The 17173-nt window shown below is 42.7% G+C and carries 16 protein-coding genes and 1 pseudogene; 5 read left to right on the forward strand and 12 right to left on the reverse strand.

The genetic code is table 11. The features are described from left to right. Positions 1-107 (forward strand): annotated as a pseudogene (locus FTU02_RS11880) (IS5/IS1182 family transposase); the annotation flags it as partial. 17 nt (positions 108-124) lie between these two features. Here the strand turns inward: FTU02_RS11880 and FTU02_RS11885 are convergent. The 9 genes from FTU02_RS11885 to FTU02_RS11925 all read right to left on the reverse strand — a co-directional run bounded on the left by FTU02_RS11885 (position 125) and on the right by FTU02_RS11925 (position 10060). Further along, on the reverse strand, positions 125-955 hold the full coding sequence (locus FTU02_RS11885) for an ABC transporter permease (RefSeq protein ID WP_168378818.1): 831 nt from the start codon (positions 953-955) through the stop codon (positions 125-127). 20 nt (positions 956-975) lie between these two features. Beyond that, on the reverse strand, positions 976-1809 hold the full coding sequence (locus FTU02_RS11890; RefSeq protein ID WP_180157262.1) for an ABC transporter ATP-binding protein: 834 nt from the start codon (positions 1807-1809) through the stop codon (positions 976-978). Positions 1810-1811: 2 nt separating this feature from the next. Next, a complete protein-coding gene (locus tag FTU02_RS11895; RefSeq protein WP_257232779.1) occupies positions 1812-2867 on the reverse strand; it encodes an ABC transporter substrate-binding protein in 1056 nt (351 codons plus the stop codon). 12 nt (positions 2868-2879) lie between these two features. Continuing rightward, on the reverse strand, positions 2880-3674 hold the full coding sequence (locus tag FTU02_RS11900) for an ABC transporter permease (protein WP_180157264.1): 795 nt from the start codon (positions 3672-3674) through the stop codon (positions 2880-2882). Continuing rightward, entirely contained in the window at positions 3671-4519 is an 849-nt protein-coding gene (locus tag FTU02_RS11905; RefSeq protein ID WP_180157266.1) for an ABC transporter permease, read from the reverse strand. Before FTU02_RS11905 ends, FTU02_RS11900 begins: the two co-directional genes overlap by 4 nt. Continuing rightward, positions 4516-5769, reverse strand: coding sequence for an MFS transporter (locus FTU02_RS11910; protein ID WP_180157268.1), 1254 nt, complete (start codon positions 5767-5769; stop codon positions 4516-4518). Before FTU02_RS11910 ends, FTU02_RS11905 begins: the two co-directional genes overlap by 4 nt. A gap of 9 nt (positions 5770-5778) precedes the next feature. Then, the gene (locus FTU02_RS11915; protein ID WP_180157269.1) at positions 5779-6834 is read right to left on the reverse strand and encodes an ABC transporter substrate-binding protein; all 1056 of its coding nucleotides are present in this window, start codon (positions 6832-6834) and stop codon (positions 5779-5781) included. Positions 6835-6867: 33 nt separating this feature from the next. Continuing rightward, entirely contained in the window at positions 6868-8349 is a 1482-nt protein-coding gene (locus tag FTU02_RS11920; protein ID WP_180157271.1) for a carbohydrate porin, read from the reverse strand. 880 nt (positions 8350-9229) lie between these two features. Beyond that, a complete protein-coding gene (locus FTU02_RS11925) occupies positions 9230-10060 on the reverse strand; it encodes an SDR family oxidoreductase (protein WP_180007971.1) in 831 nt (276 codons plus the stop codon). A 224-nt stretch (positions 10061-10284) separates the two neighbouring features. Between FTU02_RS11925 and FTU02_RS11930 the strand changes: the two genes are divergently transcribed. From FTU02_RS11930 to phoR, 3 genes are all read left to right on the forward strand, one after another. Next, the gene (locus FTU02_RS11930; RefSeq protein WP_078191503.1) at positions 10285-10968 is read left to right on the forward strand and encodes a TetR/AcrR family transcriptional regulator; all 684 of its coding nucleotides are present in this window, start codon (positions 10285-10287) and stop codon (positions 10966-10968) included. Between the two features lie 230 nt (positions 10969-11198). After that, complete coding sequence (gene phoB, locus FTU02_RS11935; protein WP_078191504.1) at positions 11199-11909, forward strand: phosphate regulon transcriptional regulator PhoB; 711 nt, start codon at positions 11199-11201, stop codon at positions 11907-11909. Positions 11910-11932: 23 nt separating this feature from the next. Then, positions 11933-13291 (forward strand): phosphate regulon sensor histidine kinase PhoR, encoded by a 1359-nt coding sequence (phoR, locus tag FTU02_RS11940; protein WP_078191505.1) that lies wholly within the window; start codon positions 11933-11935, stop codon positions 13289-13291. Here phoR and FTU02_RS11945 read toward each other — a convergent pair. From FTU02_RS11945 to FTU02_RS11955, 3 genes are all read right to left on the reverse strand, one after another. Beyond that, a complete protein-coding gene (locus FTU02_RS11945) occupies positions 13288-13965 on the reverse strand; it encodes a glutathione S-transferase family protein (protein WP_180035124.1) in 678 nt (225 codons plus the stop codon). The two genes, phoR and FTU02_RS11945, sit on opposite strands and share 4 nt — an antisense overlap. Before the next feature lie 151 nt (positions 13966-14116). Next, entirely contained in the window at positions 14117-14515 is a 399-nt protein-coding gene (locus FTU02_RS11950; RefSeq protein ID WP_180157273.1) for an OsmC family protein, read from the reverse strand. Between the two features lie 68 nt (positions 14516-14583). Next, a complete protein-coding gene (locus FTU02_RS11955; RefSeq protein WP_180039790.1) occupies positions 14584-15531 on the reverse strand; it encodes a pirin family protein in 948 nt (315 codons plus the stop codon). Positions 15532-15922: 391 nt separating this feature from the next. Here FTU02_RS11955 and FTU02_RS11960 point away from each other — a divergent pair, with 391 nt between their 5' ends. Further along, a complete protein-coding gene (locus FTU02_RS11960) occupies positions 15923-17098 on the forward strand; it encodes a GGDEF domain-containing protein (protein WP_180157275.1) in 1176 nt (391 codons plus the stop codon). Positions 17099-17173 lie beyond the last annotated feature (75 nt).

The raw sequence follows: 17173 nt of genomic DNA on the forward strand, positions 1-17173 counted from the left end.
AAACTTTCAAAATCCTTGCCGAGCGATATCGTAATCGAGGAAAAAGACTGGGCTTAAGATTCAATTTAATTGCGGGAATCTATAATTTAGAGCTGAGCAAAAAATGAATTATGAAAGAAGTCTATTATTCCACGGGGTTTCTTTTCCACGCTGTAAAGTATTTTTCTAGTCCAATCAAGAAATAGTTAAAGGATAAGCCTACGAGGGTAATGACTAATATGCCTACAAACATTTGTGGAATTTCAAAGCTAAATTGCGAATAAATAATCAGATATCCTAGACCTGCTTTGGCACCAAACATTTCTACTGCAACTAAGGCCAAAATAGAAATTGCCCCTGCCAGACGGATACCGACAAAAATCGTCGGAACCGACGCAGGCAGAATCACTTTTCGGAACAATTGATAGGGTTTTAGGCCCATGGTTCGTGCCGATTTAATCAGTAAAGGATCGACCGTTTGTACGCCTGTAATGGTGTTCAATAAAATCGGCCATGTGCACGCGTAGACCAACAGACTGATTTTTGAGGTTTCACCAATGCCTAAAAATAAGATAAACAGCGGCATCAACGCCAATGCTGTGGTATTTCGAAACAGTTCTAACAATGGATTTAAAGTTTCAGCCACGAGCTTGTACCAACCAATGATGAGACCCAAAGGAATTGCGATCGCTAGGGCCAAAATGAAACCAATAATGGAACGCTTTATACTGGCCAAGAAATGGATGCCTAATTGCCCGCTTTGATATAGCTGCCATGTAGTTTCCAACACCACAGATAACGGCGGTAAAAAAGCCGGATTGACCACACCACTCCGCGGCAGAATCTCCCACAGCAAGAAAAAAGCCACAATGGCAATGGTGCGTTTAAAGACCGTGTTTAACCAAGTGAATTGTAGTCTGGGTTTAATGTCGTTATAGGTTTGCGTATAACTGATGGCTTGTTTAGTCGATGACATAAATAAATCCTCTGAATATTTTAGTTATGTGCAAGCTGTTTATGTTTTTCGAGGGCTTGCGCTTTAATCACTTCTTCACTGAGCAATGACCAAATTTTATGGCGAATTCGGCCATATTCAGGCAATGAACGGACATCTTCACTGGAGCTGCGCAGGCTTTGCGGAATTTCAATCACTTCCTTAATTCGCCCCGGTCTTGAGGTCATAATCGCCACACGCTGGCTCAGATAAATTGCTTCATCAATACTGTGAGTAATAAAAACAATGGTTTTTTTCGAACTTTTCCAGATATTGATCAGCTCAGCTTGTAAGGTTTCTCGGGTTTGCGCATCTAGGGCAGCAAAGGGCTCATCCATTAATAAAATTTCTGGTTCATAAGCCAAACTTCGGGCAATCGCAACCCGCTGTTTCATCCCGCCGGAAAGCTCATTCGGATAATGCTTTTCAAAGCCACTTAAGCCCACAAGCTGCAAATAGTATTCGGCTTTTTCGCGGCGTTCTTTCTTTGCTACGCCTTTGGCTTCTAGACCAAATTCAATATTTTCCAGTGCGGTTAACCATGGATAGAGCGCATATTGCTGAAACACAATGCCACGGTCTAAACCCGGTTGAGTAATCTGCTTACCACTCAGTAAAATCTGCCCTGTAGACGGTTTGGTTAAACCCGCAATTAAGTCTAATAATGTAGATTTTCCACAGCCACTTGGCCCCACGATTGAAACAAATTCACCCGGCTGAATATCCAAAGTGACATTTTCTACAGCAACAAATTCAGGCTTATAGTTTTTACTGCCGACATGGTTCTGTGCAGGAAAAACCTTCCGCACGTGATCTAAATGTAATGCACTGGTCATTGTTATGTTCCTTTTGATTTTTGGTCTTTCGCATAGGGATTAAATTCATTGCTATAGATGCGACTGACCTCAATTTGATTCGGTTTTAATTTGTGTTCTTTTTCTAAGGCACTCACCCATGGGGCAAAATCCTGATCTTTTTGCACGCCACCGACTTCGTGAACACCTGTACCTGTGTAATATGGAATCAGTGTTGTATTTTCATTGCGTTGGCGTTTTTCGATAATACTTTCCATACGAGCAATGATTTGCTCTTTCGGCGTGTTGTGTAACCATTCCTGTGCTTTAGCTACGCCACTGACAAAAGTACGAGCCAACTCGGGATGTTCTTGAATAAACTCTCCTCGCATCGAAAAACTCCCTGCGGTAAAGGGGCCGTATAAATCAATATCTTTAAAGATGCTGCGTACACCACCATTTTTTAAGGCACGTTTTTCCAAAATGCCAGAGAACACTGCAATATCAATTTGCCCATTCCTTAAGGCTTGTTCTGAGCTCACCGGTGGCAACATAATCAGCTCAACTTGACGGATTTCATCCTCAGTTAAGCCATGACGGGCCAAATAATCTTTCACCACAAAGTCATAATGCGCCCCGTAGGCATTCACTGCGACTTTCTTGCCAATAAAGTCTCGTGGGCTACGAATAGAACTATTTTCTAGCACATAAAAACCCACTTTTTGTTCAGCATCACTGCCATAAGAAGCCACTAGGGGAACGACATCTAGACCCGCAGCGATGACCTTCACCACAGCACCATTAAAGGCGCCAGCAAAATCAACATCACCGGCCACCAAAGTGAGTAAATCTTGTGGCCCACCTTGTACCGTGCCGACATAACTGAGTTTAACGTCGCCTAAATAGCCCAAGTCTTGTGCCAATTCAGGTAAGGACACCAGTCCCGGATAGCTTTGATAGCGTAGTTCTTTTAAAGCCACTTGCTGAGGTTCATCCACTCGCTGCGTGCTGCAACCAACCAAGGCTGTGCCACCGACCAATGCTGCAAGGAACATATTGCGCCAGAGTTGAGGAATGTTATGGATTGTCATTTTTTTCATTCTTATGTTCTCCTATCCAACCTGCTGCCAAGCTAAAACTTTACGCTCAACCCAAGTCAGTACCGTATTGAGCAACACGCCCACAATGCCTATCAGCAACATGCCAAAAATAATCAGTTCGACATCAAAAGCCTGACGCCCTTGAATCACGATATTGCCCAGACCATTGCCATAGTTCGCCAATAAAAATTCAGAGCCGATGGTGGCAAGCCATGCGAAAATCAGCCCAAGTTGTAAACCGACAAAAATCTGCGCCGAAGCACCGGGTAATATCAATTTACGAAACGCGTATGTCTTGGGAAATTGGTAGACTTCGGCCACTTCACGATATTTATGCGAAATACTGCTCACACCTTCAAAGGTGTGTAGCGCCACGGGATAAAACACCGATAAGGTAATAAACAGCACTTTGGCGCCATGTCCCGCACCTAAAAAGGTCGAAATTAGTGGCAACCATGCAAACAGCGAAATTTGACGCAATACATGAAAGCTCGGTGCAAATAACCAATTCGAAAGGCGTGAACTCGCGATTAAGATGCCAAATAACACACCTGCTATCGCACCTATGCCATAGCCGATAAAATTTCGCGCCAAACTTTCGCCAAAGCCTGTCAAAAAGCTCGGTTGTTGGAGCACGGTTACTGCTTTTTGCAGCACGAGCCATGGACTAGGAATCAACTTTGGATCAACCCAATTTTGCTGTGAGGCTACTGCCCACAGTGCGATAAATGCCACAGGTAGAACGAGTGCTTTTGCTGCTTTAACTAAGACTTGGCGCGCTGCCCCGTGTAATGAAAGAATGCTCATGAGTTCCCTCCTACTCGGGTTGCGTGAAAGCGCGCAGTTTTTTCTAACCAAGCCAGCAAGGTATCTAAGACATAGCCCGTAATACCAATCAGAATGATCGCCATGAAGATCAAGTCCATCTGCATTAGCTGACGTCCCCACACCATGAGATAACCAATTCCTTCACTACTTGCTAATAACTCGACAAAAACCAATGCCAACCACGCCTGCATAATGCCTTGACGTAAACCACTGATCACACTGGGTAGTGCAGCTGGGAAAATCACTTCTTTGAGTTTCTGCCAATTGCTGTATTGGTAAACCTCTGCCACTTCCATCAAACTATTCGGCACATGAGTAATGCCCTTATAGGTTGCAATCAACAGCGGCGGTAACACAGCCAATGAAATAGCGGCAATCTTCAAAGCCTCATCGATGCCTAAGAAAATCATCAATAATGGAATCCAGCCAACTATGGGAAATTGCGCAACAAGATTCACCGTCGGAAAAATAAAGTCCCGACTACGCTTTGCTAATCCCAACACAGTACCAAGCAAAATCCCGACACTGGCACCAAGCAAGACACTCCATAAAATACGTTTGGCACTGATGGCAAAATGAAAACTCAATTCACCGCTTTGCCATAATTCGACTGTGCTTTGCCACACCAGACTCGGTGCAGATAAAATCTGCTCAGGCAACCACTGTTTAAGTGTTGCCACATACCATAGACCGAACAACAAAACTGGCATCAGGAGTCTACACGCCACTTGCAAAGTTAGTTTTAAATAGGTCTTAAAAAAATCCAACGCACTTCGGTCACTTTGCAAGGGAACCGAATGTGCAGATACATCCGTAAGGCTCATAATTCTTGTCCTTTTACGCTCTGTTCTGAGACATCAGGTTTTAAAAATTGAATAAATTCCTGATCTTTGCTGATCAAAATAATCAGACCAATAAACACCAGCCCGATCGGTAAAAATAAATTTTGTAGTCCAACCTGTGCGCCAAATACGGCGCCTATCAAGCCCCCCAACAGTCCACCCGAAGGTCCGACGAGGGCTAAAATTGGAGAAATCTTTGCCATCGCGGTTTGCTCACCGACTCGGGCGAAAGACATAAAATTGGCGATATGCAACATACCGAGTCCAAGTCCAAACATGACCGAAGCAGGCCACATCAACAGCGTGATTTTGGTTAAGGCTAAAATCAGTAATGCCGTTGCCATCAGGCTTAGGCCAATCAAATAAAACTTTTGATAACCCATCAGCTCAGCCAAACCGCCCATGCTAAATAGCGATCCCACAAAGACGATGCCTTGTACGGTCAGCAGCATCACCGCCATTGGTTCTGAAAGTGCAAAACTTTGGATAGCAATCACCACAATGAAAAAGCCAAAGTAGTTATTTGCCACGCTGCTCAAAAATTCCAATATGCAGACAATCCGCAGTGAGGCATGGGTTTTGATGAGTGCCAAAGGCGCCACAATATCCCGCCAGTGAAAATGCGGGCGATTCGTCGCTTGCGGAGTGCTACGTTGAAAGCACCACGGAGCCAACAGCAAGGTGCCTAAAAAAAGCAAAGACACCACATAAAAACTTCCGCCATAGCCGAAATGCTCGATCAACAACACGCTCAGCGCAGGTGCAATCAGGAAATAGCCCATCATGTGCGAACCGCGAAACCAACCCGCACGGGCTGGACCTAAACGCTTTAAATTGCTCAGAAAAACGGTATTGATCGAAACAAAGCGCATGGGTAAGACAAAACTTACTAAGGCTGTGACTGCAAAGAGATACCATGCACCGGCTTTGAGTGGCGTTAAGCTATAGACCACAGCGCCCAACACACTGCCGATGCAAAATATTTTCAAAGACCCAAAGCGCTGTACCAACACGCCAATCGGCAATGCCATGATCAAAATGCCAAAATTTTGCGCTGCAGAAATTAACCCCAATTGCAATTCGGTGGCTTCTAAATGCACGGCATACAAGGAAATTAATACCCGTGCGACACCCACACCCAGTCCAGCCAAAATCGTGAGCAGCACAAAACTGCTCATAAATTTGGTGGTTAATGGACTGGCAATTACATTGCTTTCAATCGGACGACTCATGGCTGCGACTTACTTCGGTTGACCTTGAGCATTAAATTGGCGCCAGTAACCCTCTAACTTCAGCTCTTTCAAGGCATTATTTAGATACTTCGGTTCATACCATGTTTTGGTATCCACATCACGACGGATTAAGCGTGCGTCTTTGGCAATTTTTAAAGCACTGTCAATTTGTGAACGGTGGAATTCATCGAGTAGTGGTGTAGTACGGTCTTTTAAATTCCAGCCATCCCACGTTTTTTGATAATCCACCAACGGAATGCCACTTTGTGCCCAAAGTTTATATTGCGCGCTACGATTGGCTTCTTGAGAACTCCACTGCGCCTGTTTAATCAGTGTCGTGACGACACGTTGCACCACCTCTGGATATTGTTTTTCAAAGCTTTCTGTCACCCAGAAGTGCGCAATCGGTGATACTTTAGGATCTTTAATTTCTAGTAATGTTTTCGCCACACCACGCGCTTGCAAACTAAACGGTGAAGTAATCGTGGCATCAATATCACCTGTCGCTAACGCAGTACGCGCCGAATAGGCATCTTGCGAAATCACTCGTAAATCGCGCTCAGTTAAATTGTATTTTGCTAACACACGGTTAAAAACGATCTGACCATTGGTCCCTTTGAAGACAGAGAATTTTTTGCCTTTTAGATCTGCAAAGGATTTGGCATTAGAGCCGGCAGGCACCACCACATAAGTTGGGCCAAAACGTCCTGTCGAGAACAACACTTTGGTTTTTAATCCCGTCGAACGTCCAACCAATGAGGGCAAATCGCCATGCAATGCAAAGTCAACTTTGCCATTGGCTAAAGCTTCATTGGTTGCAGGTCCAGCCCCGGGGAAGAACAGCCAATTCACCTTAATGCCATCTTTTTTAAATTCTTGTTCAAGCACACCTCGTAAATGTGCTGTAGCTACAAAACTACCGCCCACTTTGGGTTTACCCCCCTCACCCGCGCCTGATACAGAAATACGAATTTCTTTGGGATTGGCAGCATGCAATTGAACACTTAAACCAAGTGCTGAAAGTGCCAAGAATGTAGCTGCGATTTTTTTAGAGATAATTTTCATTTTAAATGTTCCTTAATAGTTTAAATATTTGAATTAAAAGGTGTACTGAACCTGAGCTTGCAGCTCATTGGTGTCTTTTTGATTTGCCGTTTCGACATCAAACAGGTAGTGATTCAGCTGTAATTGGAATTTTGTGGTTTGCGCAAAAAATAGGTTTAAGCCCAAAGAGTGAATGTCATATTCACCAATACGACCGCTCGCGGTATCGAGATAGCTTGCGTTGTTTTTATTCGGGTTATAGCGGTCAAAACGGTAATAACCTTGGACTGACTTCGGCCAGAAATCATCAAATTTGGCGTTGGATTTAATACTGTTGTAGAACTGATCGCCCAAGGTGTAGAAGGCGGTAAATGTATGCCCTCCCGCTTTGGCTTCTTTGATTTCTTGGGCTACGGTGTCGACATAATCGGTCTTGCCTTGCAGATATTCATAGGTCACGCCAAATGGGGCGTGGTTATAATAAATATCGAATCCCAAACGATCGCGTTTCGCTGCATTATCACTGATTCCGCCGGCTGAAATTTTCGATTCGCCTTTGATATAAGAGGCCCCAAACTTCAACTCACGGAAAATGCTGGCGTAGTCCACTGGCAAGGTGAAAGCCACACGACCGATATAATCTTTGCCATTGTTGTCATCTGCCTTATTACTGGCGTTCCCATTGGTCAACCCTAAGGCATACTCAAATAGCGGCGCACGGTAGTTCGATGCAAAGTCGACAAAAGGTTTGGCATCTCCACGGACGATAAATCCATTTTGACGGTTAAACAGACCTAAAAAGGTCGAAGCTGCAGCAGTACTAATGGTTGGACGCAAATCTTCAGGAGACTGCACATCTAGACCAAAGGGCAATAACTGCTGACCGAGTGTAAAGTTCAGTTTGGCTGTTTCGGGGCCCGCATTGGTGGCAAAAGCGTTATAGCGAACAAAGGCATCTAGTAAGTTAAAGTTACTGTTATTGGTGCCATCATTGCGTTTGCCATAACCAAAGGACAATTGATAATCGAGGTTTTTGCCTTCGTTATAATCCCGGAATAAATTCCCGCGTACACCGATCAGTGCAGTCCCAATATCAAATGTCGATTTGGTTGCACCCAACACACCCGTTTCATCGAGCGCACTGGCACGTAGTTGAACTGTGCCATACAGGGTTGTATCACGAGTCGATTTTGTAGTTTGACGTTCATATTGACGTGACTGATCGTACTTATAGTTTTCAATATCTGCACGTAAGCCGTCGATATCTTCGGATGTTGCTGTGGTCACTTCTGAAACCTGCGTTTCACCTTCAACATCAGCGGCGTTGGTCGTATCGTCTGTCGTCACAGCGGCCGTTTCGACGACTTGGCTTTTCGTCGCACCAGATTCCACGGCATTTAAGCGTTTTTGCAAACTCTCAATTTGTTGTTTTAAGCTGCTCAGTTCTTGCTGAAGTGCTTCATCCGATGCAAAACTCAGCTGACTGGTTGCGGATAAAATCAGTCCGACCGCAACGGTTAATGTGGTTTTTTTCATGATTTGGTTTCACTAACATTTTTCCCAAAGCGCAAAATCCCCCAACCCCATGCAAGGTGCATGAAGTGAATGTACTGCGTGGGTTTTTTAAAAATTAATCTGAGTGGTCATAGGTTTTATTCAACTTATGCACGACCGAAACTCGAAGACAGCTTTTAGAATTTAAGCGCGCATCATCGCGAGTGTCATAGCACAACAACATGCCTGTTGTAGGACACGAAAAGCAGAAAGATATCGATGCGTAAAAGTACTCATAAATGTTCCATACAGTGGTGAGTTTTGTTCACTCTAATATGGCAATAACTGTGCCAACATTTTAAGTATTTATTTTTTAAAGTTTTATTATTTAAATCTGATAAATTCTGTTGGTTTTAACGCCAAAAAACTGTTGGTTATTCAACAGTTGCTTATTTCAAATCATCAGTTATTTCCATTTTTATATCTCATTTTATGAAATAAGAAATACGCTTTGGGCTTTTAATAACTGATGTTACGCCTGTAAAAGTAATTTCGGATTTTTAAAATGATTTTTAAATCTATTCGATGGAGTCTTACATCTAGGGATTGAATAACGGGATTAGCCTTCGGCTGGAGGTACTCTTACGAAACGTTGTTTCTCATTCGACAAAATGAGAAGCGTGCTTCGCAAGGAAACCATCTTGCGGTGCAATACACCTCACCGACAAAACTCGTTCAATACCATCAAATGATTCAAAGGATCGCAAAAACATTTTTGATTAAAAGTCGTCTTGTCTCAAACAATTGCGGATGACACTACCGCGTATCGTTCTTTTATTTGGATCAAATTGCGCTTCTGATATTACTAGAGCATAAAAAAACCCACTGACGTGGGCTCTTTTCAATCGATTGTATTTACCGCTTATTGACCAAATTTAGTCGCCATCGCTGTTAATTTTTGATAACCCGTCGGTAGCAAACGTTGAATTAAATCAATCGCTTTTGCATCATTACCAATCAATAAACGGCGCTTATCTTTTTGTACTGCTTCAATGATTTGACGAGCCGCTTCTTCAGGTGGACAACGCAAGAATTTATTAAAGGACTGTGCCGATTTTTGCGGGTTCATGCCTAAACTTTTCAAGCTGTCATTCATTTTTGCGGCATTGGCAATATTGGTACGAATCCCGCCCGGATGAACACATAGCGCACTCACGCCACAGTTTTCAATATCCAATTCTTGGCGTAAAGATTCGGTAAAGCCACGTACTGCAAATTTAGTGGCATTATATGCCGACTGTGTTGGCTGTGCCGTTAAGCCAAACAAGCTGGAAATATTGATGATATGACCTTCACCACTTTGCTTGATATACGGTAAAAATTCTTTGGTGCCATAAACCACACCCCAGAAGTTAATATTGACAATCCACTCCAGCTCTTCGTAGCTTGCGCCTTCAACGGTCGTGCCCAATGCCACACCCGCATTGTTAAAAATCATATTCACCGAACCATGATCTTTAACAGTCTGTGCTGCCCATGCTTTCATTGCCGCAAGGTCTGACACATCGAGTTTTTGCGTGGTTACACGTACATTGCTGGCTTTCACCAAGTCAACGGTTGCCGCAAGCCCCTGTTCATTCACATCACTTAAAGACAGATGACAGCCTTGTTTCGCCAAAAGCACAGCCAATTGCTGACCAATACCTGAACCTGCACCTGTAATGGCAGCCACTTTATTTTTGAAGTTTTTCATTGTGATTCCTTATTCCTTTATGCTGCCGCTTGGCTTTATCACAGCGTGATCTCATTTGCCAATGTGTGCAGTTCGTCGACTTAATATAGTTTTGACAATACATATTGTCAATGTCATCTTAGGACGTGCTAAGCTGTTGAAATCGCCAATGCTTAAACATAGGTTTAAACTGAAATTATTGCTAAAATAAGACAAAATTCTGCTTTAGTTCAGCGTATATTTTCATGACAGATGCAACAAATCACACAGAACAACAACAGGCAAAAAATGTGAAGGAACGTCAATTTAAAGGGCTTTCTCTCAGTGAACGTAAGCAAGCGCGACGTGAAAAACTGATTGAAGCCGGTATAGAAGCCTATGGGACACATGGCTTTTTTTCAGTGACTGTGAAAGATATTTGTTTGGAAGCCAAGCTGACCGAACGCTATTTTTATGAATCATTTAAGAAAAGTGAGCAACTGTTCCAGACCATCTTTTTAAAATTAATCGATGAACTGCAACAAAACGTGATGCAAGCCATCATGCAAGCATCGACCGATTCTAAAAAAATGATTGAAGCGGGTTTAACCGCCCTACTGTTAACTTTAAAAAATAATCCCCGTATGGCGCGCATCATTTACATCGATGCTATGTTGGTACAAGAGCTACATAACCAAGCCACAATTCATGAAACCATGATGCGCTTTGACCGTATGATTCATGCCTTTGTCATGCTGATGATGCCGAATATTGATCGTTCAGAACGTGAGATTTCGATGGTCGCAACCGGTCTCAATGGTTATGTCACCCAAATTGCGATTCGCTGGGTCATGAGTGGTTATAAACAGCCGATTGATGAGGTTTTATCGTCATGTAGCGTGGTCTTTTTGGCCTTGTTGGATGCATTTTCTGAAAAACCCAGTAAATAAATTCTGGGCTCAACACTGATCTTTACAATTTTTTTGAATGATTTTTTTGTGACAGCAGCATGATGCAAAGCCCATGTTGTTGAATATTTCAGGATTTAAATTGTCACAATTTCTTTCTAAACCCCAATGAAAGATCATTTTTGCAATGATACTGTCATAATTAATCTTTGTAATAAGCCTGTCATAAATATAAAACGGTCTACCGTTTACATAAAATAGGGTATTGCGCTGTGAAAGATGACTATATTTTAATCGTCGACGACGAACTCCCGATTCGGGAAATGATCCATACTTCACTGGATATGGCTGGTTTTCAATGTCAGCAAGCTGAAGATGCCAAACAAGCGCACCAAATGATTGTAGATCAGCGTCCTGCACTGGTTTTATTAGATTGGATGATGCCTGGTGGTGTGAGTGGTGTAGACCTGTGTCGTCGTTTAAAACGCGATGAAAATTTGTCAGAAATTCCAGTCATCATGCTCACTGCACGTGGTGAAGAAGACCATAAAGTCCAAGGTCTAGACGCGGGCGCAGATGACTACATGACCAAACCCTTTTCCACCCGTGAGCTGGTGTCACGGATTAAAGCGGTGCTACGTCGCTCAAATGCCTTGGGTGGTGAAAAAACCATTGATGCCAATGGCTTAATCCTCGATCCAGTCAGCCAACGTGTCAGCTTTGGCAACACCATTTTAGATATGGGACCGACTGAATATCGTCTATTGGCCTTTTTCATGACTCATCCTGAACGTGCCTATACCCGTGCTCAATTATTAGATCAGGTTTGGGGTGGAAACGTGTATATTGAGGACCGTACCATTGACGTTCATATTCGTCGTTTGCGTAAAGTTCTTGAACCTTTCCAAGCCGATCGTTATGTGCAAACTGTTCGTGGTACAGGTTACCGTTTCTCTACCCGTGCAGACGCTGTGATGGGTTAGTCATTTTAGGTCTTTAATTTTCTATGTACGAACCGTATCCCGTCCCTGAACTTGCCAGTGAACATAAAAAATTCCGTTACAGCAGTTTATGGACTTTTGCCAAGCAGGATTTGAGACTTCTGGCATTTTTCCTACTCATTGCTGCACTCATCGGCTTTGGTATCGGGTACTTATGGATCTGCATCTTAATCGCCTTTGCAGTGTTCTTTGCATTGCAAATGCGTTCGCTGTACTTGGTCAACGAATGGATTTCAAATCGTCCCTATGATGTCCCGCCAAATTTAGACGGTATTTGGGGGGCTTTGCTCTTTAATGTATACCGTGCGCAGCGTCAAGAACGCATTGTACAAGCTGAAATGGTTGGTCTGATCGACCGCGCTCAATCTTCCTTGGTGGCACTTGCTGAAGCTGTGGTATTGATTGATGAATTACACCAAATCGAATGGTGGAACCCTGCCGCAGAAAAGCTTTTGGGGATTCAACAGCTCGATCAAGGGCGCAATATTTTAAGCATTTTAAGACAGCCCAGTTTTATCGAATACTTTACCAATATCGATTTAGCCCCCGATGGTTTGAAAATGAAATCATCAGTGCTCGAAGACCATTATGTGCAAGTCAAATTGACCCGTTTTGGTCGCGAAAGTCGTTTATTGGTGGCCTATGACGTCACACGTATGCATAACCTTGAGCAGATGCGTAAAGACTTTGTCGATAATATTTCACATGAGTTACGCACACCGCTCACGGTTTTAAGTGGTTATATCGAAACCTTTACCGATCAGGAAGATTTAAATCCACGCTGGAAACGTGCATTCGATCAAATGCAATCTCAAACCCGCCGTATGAATGCTTTGGTCAATGACTTGTTATTATTATCTCGTCTGGAAAATGATAAAAAAGTCGCTAAAAATCAAATCATTGAAATGCCAAGTTTAATGAACCAACTGTATGACGATGCACATGCTTACAATGTGGATTATGGACATACACTGAATCTTGAAATTGATAGTCACTGTGACCTGATCGGATCAGATATGGAATTGGCGAGTGCCTTTAGTAACCTCATCACCAATGCAATTAAATACACCCCGAAAGGCGGTACTGTGACCATTGGTTGGCATGATGATGGTACGCATGGTTATTTTACCGTTGAAGATACGGGTATCGGGATTGACCCGAAACACCTACCCCGTTTAACGGAACGGTTTTACCGTGTGGACAGCGCACGTAGTCGCCAAACGGGAGGAACAGGTTTAGGTCTTGCCATCGTGAAACACGTTTTGATGCAACATCAGGCACACCTTGAAATTGAGTCCAAAGAAAACCGTGGTTCGCTGTTTAAAGTAGTCTTCCCTAAAGAACGCTTGTATCATGTGAGCTAAGCAGAATCATCCTGCCGGTCTTGCTGTGCTTCCAACTGTTGTTCTTGTTGTTTGGCACGGCGATATGCAGGACGCTGTTGCATCCGTTGTAAGAAAGCCTGAATTTGTGGATATCGCCCTTGAGTTCTGGTCATGACGGCTTCTAATGGAAACGTCATCTGAATATCCGCAAAGCTAAACGGTCCCGCAAAATATTCATTTTCCGCTAAATGGTTTTCTAAAAACTCGATATGTTCTTTTAAGCGAGGTCGTACAAAACCTTTTTTGACCCCATCACAAATGCGATTAGCTACGGGTTTGATGACCCAAGGTACATGGCGTGGCACATTGCTCATGACCAACTGCATCACCAACAACGGCATTAGAGAACCTTCGGCATAATGCATCCAAAAGCGATATTGTTGTTTTGAATGTTCCGCCTTGGCTGCAAAAAAATCATGCCGATCATACTTCTCTTGTAAATACTCCAAGATCGCTGCAGATTCTACCAAGACCAGTCCATCATCCTGCAATATGGGCGACTTCCCTAAAGGATGGATGGCTTTAAGCTCAGGAGGAGCAGACAAATTTGGCTGGCGCAGATAAAACTGAACCTGATAATCCAGTCCTAATTCCTGCATTGCCCATAAAATACGAAATGAACGAGATTTTTCTAGATGATGTAGCACCCGCATGGGTTCATCTCCTATATGAAGTCTAAAATTTTCTTATTTCTGGCATGCCATTAATATTTTGAAGTAGTTAAATCATAAAAAGTGTCAGATCACTGCTTGGATCTGTATCAAAACAAAATTTTGTACAGTACAGCAGCGACCTGCATTTAAATTAAACTAGAGTGGTTTTAATGTCTACACTGCGCAATAAAGTTTTTGTCACTGGGGTTTTTTCACAAATGGACAAGATTTTTTGCTCTAATTCTGCATCCAAGGGCGTTTGAAAATGCAGGCGTCGCTCAACCCATTCAGCTCCTTCACGGTTCGCACAAAAGTCTGCCTCGACACTAAACTCCCCCAATTGGATTTGTTTATGTGCTGCATACATGCGCAAGGTAATCATGGTGCATGAAATTAAAGAGGCGCACAGTAAATCATACGGTGCTAAACCTAAGTCCCCGCCGCCAAATGATTCGGGCTTATCGGTAATAAGTTGATGTTTTCCACTCTGAATTTCACCTGACCACGGTGCTTCTAAAGTGTTTACTGTTGCCGTTGCGACGATACCCATAATGACTCCCTAATGGTTATGCCGCACCATTTTCACGACAGGTACGGCTGTTCATTTTTATTTTTAAGTTAACGTGATGGACGCATTTTATCAGGGAAAGCCGGTGCTTCTAGTCGTGGACCATCATAGTCTGGAATAGAGCCAAAGCGTTCGTCCTGATTAATCCACTGCTCACGGGCAATATTCAATTCTTCTTGTGTGCGCCCCACAAAATTCCACCACAGCAGAATCGGTGATTCAAAAGGTTCACCCCCTAATAATAAAACACGGCCACCTGCGTGCAGATCAATTTTGACTTGGGTTAAGCCCGGCTCAAGTACCACCATATTGTCTTCATTGAGCTCGTGACCATTGACACTGGCAGTCCCTTCGAGGGCCATAAAGCCATATTCAAATTTTGGATTGAGCGGCAAGACGGTACTTTGACTTTCCGAACTACGCAGATCGACACCTAATAATTCACTATGTACTTTTACCGGCGATTTAGTCTGCAAAAATTCACCGACCAAGACCGTCAATTCAATCCCGTCTTGTGTCACCACTGGCAACTCTGGGTAATGGTCAAACTGGGGCGCCATATTGATTTTGTCATCTGGCAATGCAATCCAAAGCTGCGCAGCATGCATTTGCGTTTCAGATTCTGGAGCAACTTCAGTATGCGAAATACCATAACCTGCCGTCATGAGATTGACTTGTTTGGGCTGAATTAACTGATGTGTGCCCAAACTGTCGGTATGCATCATGGTGCCATCAATCATCCAGGTAAACGTTTGCAAACCAATATGTGGATGCGGCCCAACATCTAAGCCATCACCTTGAGGGAAATGCACTGGACCGGCATGGTCAAGGAAACACCATGCACCAATCATCCGTTTATGCCGACTCGGTAAAGCACGTTTAATCACTGTGCCTTGACCAATTTCAGCACGGCGCAGTGGAAATTCTTGAATGAACTGATTGACGTATTTTTCACAATCGTCGGAATGAGATATTTCTGTGTAATTGGTATTGGTCATATTCTTACCCTAAATTTGGCTAAGCCGATGCAAGGACTATCGGCTAGAGCTATGCATTTTTTTCCATTATATCTGCATTAACTCCATCTTCTTCAGCTGTCATTAATACGCTGAATCACAGAGATAGGACAATCGTTTTTTTGTTGCCTAATATGACATACAGATAGCAGTTATCGATGCTTCTTTAGACAAACCCAATGCAAAATTATTTGTTAAAATCACGTGAAATGTAAATCTAAGTAACACAAATTAACACTCACTTTTAACCAAACAATACCAAATAATTCACAAATCATTGAAATAACGTGTTTAATTTTAAATAAGAATAATATAGATTATTTTAGTTACATAAATTTACATACAAACCATGCTCACCTGTCGGTAATCTTGCATGATCAATGAGTATAAGAAAGAATCACGTACACTGATCCAAAATGCCTTGAAAGGAATCTTTGTTCGCGTTCCCGCTCAATTTCGTCAAGAATTTTTCCACTATCATCGTCATCAACTTTTTAAATTCTTTTTCCAAGTCAACATCGTGGCACAATTGGCCTATCTCTCTTATGCCATAGCGGATTGGTTTATGTTGCCCGATGTGGGCTTGCTCGCGATAAGCTTAAAAACGGCCTATACCTTACTGATGATGGGCATCACATGGGGCATTTATACATATAGTAAGAGCATTTTACTCTTTGACTTGATGCTTCCCCTATCGATCGTTGGTGCTTCTGCGCTGTGGTTTAGTCTACTCAATTTATCCAATAGCCCTGATGTGCCGATTTATTTATATGCATCCTTGGTTTTTATCGTGTTAGCCAATTTATGTGTGCAAATCCGCTTTAAAGCTGCTGTGCTCATTTCTCTGTGTATCAGTCTAATCTTGCTGATTGGGGTGTATTTCGCCGTTTCTGGCAATATCCATCAACTGCAACTGTTTATCTTGATCTATTCCCCTGTGTTGTTATTTAGTTTGTATATCAGTTGGAATTCAACGCAAAAATCCAGAATTGTTTTTTTACACAGTAAACTCGATCAGTTGAACCGTGAAGCGCTCAATATTATGGCGCATACCGACGTGCTGAGCGGCTTAAACAATCGCCGTCAATTTATTCAACTTGCCAATTATCATATTCATCATCAGTCCAAACCGTTACAGCCGCTTTCATTACTGATTTTTGATGTCGACAAATTTAAAAATATTAATGATCAGTTTGGGCACTATATTGGTGATCATGTTTTACAACAAATTGCCGAAACGTGCCGACATACTTTACGTAGCCAAGACATCATTGCCCGCTTCGGTGGTGAAGAATTTATTATCCTTTTACCGCAGACACACCTGCGTCAGGCTCAAGATATTGCCGAACGTCTGCGACGGGCAATAGCCGATGATTATTTAGAACTTGATACACTACAAAAACTTAAATTTACCGTTTCAATTGGTGTTGCCGAATTTGGTCAAAAAAACCGAGATTTACAAAGTGTAATTCGCATGGCCGATCAGGCACTTTACCAAGCAAAATCTGCAGGAAGAAATCAAATTTCAACTTATAAAACAGCAAGTTAATAATATATTTTGTAACATTCATCAGACGATTTTTTATCATTCATTCGAAAAATCCCTAGTTTCAGGTAGATATTT

Source organism: Acinetobacter sp. YH12045 (assembly GCF_013419925.1).
Classification (GTDB): Bacteria; Pseudomonadota; Gammaproteobacteria; order Pseudomonadales; family Moraxellaceae; genus Acinetobacter; species Acinetobacter amyesii.